Origin of the sequence: Sphingosinicella sp., from assembly GCF_052388015.1 — a bacterium.
Classification (GTDB): Bacteria; Pseudomonadota; Alphaproteobacteria; order Sphingomonadales; family Sphingomonadaceae; genus Allosphingosinicella.
The window spans coordinates 1-4,610 of record NZ_JBQTIN010000039.1 but is presented as its reverse complement, the minus strand read 5'-3'; the positions used below and the strand labels follow the sequence as shown (position 1 = coordinate 4,610).

Below are 4,610 nucleotides of genomic sequence, written 5' to 3'. Positions count from 1 at the left end.
TGCTTCAGCCGCTTCGCCGGCTCGCCGGAGCCGATCGTGCGCAGCGCCAGCTCGGTGCCCTCGCGGATCGTCTCGGCCATGCCGGCGGCGAGGAACAGGGCGCCGGCGTTGATCGCCACCGCCCGCGTCTCCGCCGAGGTGCCATAGCCCATCAGCAGCGCCTTCAGCCGCTCGGCATTTTCCGCGACTCCGCCGCCCCGCAGCGGCTCGATCGGCGCGCCGCCCAGCCCGGCCTCGTCCGGCGTGATCGTCAAGCGCTCGATCTTGCCGCCCGCCAGCCGCGCCGCCTCGGTCGGCCCGTGCAGCGCGACCTCGTCGAGCCCGTCGCCATGCACCACCATCGCCCGCTCGACGCCCAGCGCCTGCAGGGTCAGCGCGACCGGCTCGATCAGCCGCGCCTCGGCGACGCCGAGCAATTGCACCTTGGGCTCGGCCGGGTTCACGCAGGGGCCGAGGATGTTCATCACCGTCCGCACGCGGAGCGCCCGGCGCACCGGGCCGGCATGGCGCAGGCCGGGATGATAGGCCGGCGCGAACAGGAAGCAGACGCCCGTCTGGTCCAGCGCCCGGCGCGAGACCGCGGCCGGCGCGTCGAGCTTCACGCCCAACGCCTCCAGCACGTCGGCCGAGCCGCATTTCGAGGTGATCGACCGGTTGCCGTGCTTGGCGACCGGCAGCCCCGCCGCCGCCGCGACGAAGGCGACGGCGGTCGAGAGGTTGATCGTCCTGGATCCATCGCCCCCCGTGCCGCAACTGTCGGCGAAGACATAGTCCGGCCGCGGGAAATCGGCGTCGGCGGCGCGCAGCGCCCGGGCGGCGCCGATCAACTCGTCGGCGGTCTCGCCCTTGAGGCGAAGCGCGATCAGCAAAGCGGCGATGCTCGGCTCGGCGAGCCGGCCGGCGACCAATTCGGCGAACAGGGCCTCTGCCTGGCCGGCAGTGAGCGACTGGCCGGCGAACAGGGCGTCGAGCGCCTGCTCGGCCGGCGCCGGGGCGGGCTCGAAGGCAGGGATGGCGAGATTGGCGGTCATGTACATGGCAGGAATCCTTTGCGCTGGCGTCGGGCGGGCAAAGAAAAAGCCCGCCGGGATCGGCGGGCTTGCTTGGGTCGAAATGGGAGTCCCTAGAGGAGCGTCACCATCGCCAGCCATGCGCCGCCGGTGCGGAAGAGGTCCGCCACCAGCGCCAGCCATGATCGCGCGTATCCAAGTCGGCCGACATGGCCGCAGGCAGGAATCGAAGCGCATCGTTGCTCATGACGCGCACAGGATCGGGATTTCGCCGGCCCGCGTCAACTGTAGAAAATATGCAGCCCGATCCGGGTCGTCCGCGCCAGCCTGCGGCCCCAGCCGGGCGACACGTAATTGGCGTGATACCAGAGCACGTTCTCGGGCAGGAGCCGCGTCTGCCGCTCGGCGGCGATGCGGGCGATTGCGACCGCGCGCCGCCACTCCTCGCACTCCTGGTCGGCGCGCGGGATCACGCCGCGGCGGACGTAGGAGAATTGCGCCGGCTGGCGGACGACGGCGCAGATCGTCGCCGGGTAGCGGCCGGAGCGTGTGCGGTTCAGCACCACTTCCGCGACCGCGAGCTGGCCCTCGATCGGCTCGCCCCGCGCCTCGAAATAGACGGTGCTGGCCAGGCAATGCTGCTCGGCGCTGAGGGTCGTCGTGCCAGCCTGGTCGACGATGAGGTCGGCGAGAGAGCGCCGATCCTGCTCGGCGAGCGATTCGGCATGGCCGAGTGCCGGCGTATCGCTCGCCGTATCGGCTCCGGCGGTATCGAGGGCGAGGTCGCCAGCCTCGGCGAAGGCCTCGCCATGGTCGAGAAAGCGCGCCGTCGGCGCGGCCGCCTCGTCTGGCGAGGCCAGCAGCGGACTGCCGTCCAGCGCCAGGGTAAGCAGAAAGGCAGCCGCGGCGAAGGCCGCGGCGCGGACCGGTCGAATCATCCTGTGGTCGTTTCCAGTGCGGCGGGCGAACCTCACGAAACGCGTCCTCGCGCCTCGGATTCTCAACCCGCCGTCTTGCCCGATCGCCTGCGCCAAGCGCTTGCGGCGACCCGCTCGTTAAACTCGTGAGCGTCAGGTGGCGGCGCTTTTGCTGCATTGCAACAGAAATGCCGCGACGCAGCGATGAGCTGTGGACAGGACGGGACGAACGGCGGAACCTACTGGCTGTTCGCGGCTGGCGTCATGATCGGTGGCGCGTCGCCAGGCGCCAGCTGGTGCGGCACGCCCGAGACCAGCCGCACCTGCGCGCTCGCCACCCAGCCCGAGGCGCAGGCGCCCTCATATTCGGCCCGGCGCGCGACCGGAGCGGCGACGCCGCAGGTTTCCGGCGCCTGCCCGGCGCGTGGATAGACGATGCCGAACCAGCGCTGGTCGTGGGTCCGCGAGCAGATGAAGAACTCCGTCCCGGCCGCCAGCCGGTCGATCTCGCGATTGGCGTCGAACGGTGCGCCGCGCACCGGTGCTACGGCGGCCGCGCCCGGCCGGTCGCGGGTCGTGCCCCGCGCGGCGCAGGCCGCGAAACCCTGCCCCGCCTCGCCGACGCGTACCGGCACGCTCGCATTGCCGAGCAGCGACGGATCCTCCTCGGCCCGGACCAGCGGCGGCGTCGTCGAGCCGCCGCCCGTTTCGTTGCGCCCGAGCCGATCGCCGCAGCCGGCGGCGAGCAAAGCGAGCGGCAGCAGGACAAGTTGAGCCTTCATCGCGCTTGATCTAGGCGGATCGCGACGCGAACGCGAGTGGGAGCGCGCACGATGGCCAAATGGCTGATGAAGTCCGAGCCCGATGTCTACAGCTGGAGCGACCTCGTCCACGACAAGGCCACCGATTGGGACGGGGTGCGCAACAATGCCGCCCGTCTGCATCTGCGCGCCATGAAGCCCGGCGACGAGGCCTTCTTCTACCATAGCGGCGACGAAAAAGCGGTGGTCGGCATCATGAAGATAGCCGGCGCGCAGAAGCCGGACGGCGAGGACGGCGCCTGGGTGAAGGTTCCGGTCGCGCCCGTCCGCCCGCTCAATCCCGTCACCCTCAAGGACGTCAAGGCCGAGCCGAGGCTCGCGAAGATGGAGCTGGTCCGCCAGTCCCGCCTCTCGGTCTCGCCGGTCCGCGACGAGGAATGGGCCCTCATATTGGAGATGGCGAAATGAAGCATCTGATCCTGCTCGCAACCGCGGCGCTCGCCGCGACCCCCGCCGCCGCCCAGCCCCGCCCCTGGCACCTCACCCCCGATGGCTATGGCCCCACCAGGCTCGGCATGACCCGCGCCCAGGTCGAGCGGGCGCTCAACATCCGCCTGGAGGGCGAGCCGGTCGACGACGCCAATGCCTGCATCGAGATGGGCGCGACGCGGGGCGAGCATCGCGACCTCATCTTCATGTTCATCGACCGGCGGCTGAGCCGGGTCGCGGCGATCGACGCCAGCCGGGTCACGACGCCGCGCGGCCTCGGCATCGGCGCGACGGCGGCCCAGGTCCGCCGCACCTACGGCCGCGGCCTCAGGGCCGAGGAGCATACCTATATCGGCCGGCCGGCCGAATATCTGACCTTCTGGACCCGGCCGAACCGCCGCGGGGTCCGCTTCGTCACCGGCCTCAACCGCCGCGTCGAGGCGGTCATCGCCGGCAACGATTCGATCCAGCTGATCGAGGGTTGCGCCTAGCCCTGGACGCCCGAGCATAAGCGGGGGTTCGCGCAGCGAACGCGCGCTTATGTGAAGAGAGCGGGCAGGCCGGCCAGCCTCGCGCAGCGAGGACTGACGTCACGCGATTCACTCGCGTGACGGTCTTCGACTCCTCGGCCATATCGTCACGGGAGTGAATCCCGTGACGTCGGTCGGGTTCGCCAAAGCGACCCGCCGGCCGGCGTCGGCCGTCTTTTCGCGCTGCTCCGGCGGCGTTTCACGCCGGCGTCGCTGCGCTCGGCGGCTCGCCTAGAACCGCACCTCCGCCGCCATGGTGAAGGAGCGGCCGCGCGGATCGGCGACGCGCGGCTCCCAGGAGCTGCCGGCGCCGGTGTTGCTGTCATAGGTGATCGCGAAGGGCGGATCGCGGTCGAACAGGTTGCGCACGCCCGCGGTCAGCCTCAGCCCCGGCCCGAAATTGTAGCCGACCGACAGATTGTAGATGACATATTCGTCGACCCGCGGATTGTAGTCGGGCCGGGCGGCCGAGCCCGGCAGCGCGAAATTGCGATAGCTGTTGCGGAAGATCTGGGTCAGCGTGATGCTGAGGTCGTTGGTCTGGAAGCTGATGAACGCATTGTGCTTCCACCTGAGGGCGAGATCGCCGGTCAGCGTGAACACGCCGATCAGGCTCGGGCCCAGCGGCGCGGCCTGCGTTAGCGCCTCCCGCCGCCGCAGCATATAAGTGCCGTCGAGGCCGCCCAGGATGCGGCTGCCGTCGCCCAGCTCGAAGCCGCCGCGGAATGAAACCTCGATGCCCTGGGTCCGCCGCGCGCCCGCGTTGATCCACCTGCGGTCGATATCGGTGATGTTGTTCGCGGCGTCCCGGATGAATCGCTCCGGGAAGAGCGCCGCATTCTGAAGCAGCTGGGTCGTGGTCAGCTCGGTGATGGTGTTGTCGACATTGATCATCCACCAGTC

6 protein-coding genes are annotated in these 4,610 nt (G+C 70.3%); 2 read left to right on the top strand and 4 right to left on the bottom strand.

Going from position 1 to position 4,610, the window contains the following annotated elements; translation table 11 throughout:
* The 3 genes from trpD to ACT4N3_RS03150 form a co-directional block, all read right to left on the bottom strand.
* Positions 1-1,037: anthranilate phosphoribosyltransferase (trpD, locus tag ACT4N3_RS03160; protein ID WP_444853753.1), on the bottom strand; the 1,037-nt coding region annotated here is incomplete at its 3' end.
* A gap of 254 nt (positions 1,038-1,291) precedes the next feature.
* Positions 1,292-1,948, bottom strand: coding sequence for a cell wall hydrolase (locus tag ACT4N3_RS03155; RefSeq protein ID WP_444853752.1), 657 nt, complete (start codon positions 1,946-1,948; stop codon positions 1,292-1,294).
* A 218-nt stretch (positions 1,949-2,166) separates the two neighbouring features.
* Entirely contained in the window at positions 2,167-2,709 is a 543-nt protein-coding gene (locus ACT4N3_RS03150) for a hypothetical protein (protein ID WP_444853751.1), read from the bottom strand.
* A 51-nt stretch (positions 2,710-2,760) separates the two neighbouring features.
* On the opposite strand from ACT4N3_RS03150, the gene ACT4N3_RS03145 reads away from it, so the two are divergent.
* On the top strand, positions 2,761-3,156 hold the full coding sequence (locus ACT4N3_RS03145; RefSeq protein ID WP_444853750.1) for an EVE domain-containing protein: 396 nt from the start codon (positions 2,761-2,763) through the stop codon (positions 3,154-3,156).
* On the top strand, positions 3,153-3,668 hold the full coding sequence (locus ACT4N3_RS03140) for a hypothetical protein (RefSeq protein ID WP_444853749.1): 516 nt from the start codon (positions 3,153-3,155) through the stop codon (positions 3,666-3,668). The genes ACT4N3_RS03145 and ACT4N3_RS03140 overlap by 4 nt, the downstream gene beginning before the upstream one ends.
* 270 nt (positions 3,669-3,938) lie before the next feature.
* Here ACT4N3_RS03140 and ACT4N3_RS03135 read toward each other — a convergent pair.
* A partial coding sequence (locus tag ACT4N3_RS03135) for a TonB-dependent receptor domain-containing protein (RefSeq protein ID WP_444853748.1) occupies positions 3,939-4,610 on the bottom strand: 672 nt, incomplete at its 5' end.

Excerpts from the sequence above, each read along its gene's own strand:
- ACT4N3_RS03155 (WP_444853752.1), bottom strand. The coding sequence starts at position 1,948 with ATGATTCGACCGGTCCGCGCCGCGGCCTTCGCCGCGGCTGCCTTTCTG.
- ACT4N3_RS03150 (WP_444853751.1), bottom strand. The coding sequence starts at position 2,709 with ATGAAGGCTCAACTTGTCCTGCTGCCGCTCGCTTTGCTCGCCGCCGGC.
- ACT4N3_RS03145 (WP_444853750.1), top strand. The coding sequence starts at position 2,761 with ATGGCCAAATGGCTGATGAAGTCCGAGCCCGATGTCTACAGCTGGAGC.
- ACT4N3_RS03140 (WP_444853749.1), top strand. The coding sequence starts at position 3,153 with ATGAAGCATCTGATCCTGCTCGCAACCGCGGCGCTCGCCGCGACCCCC.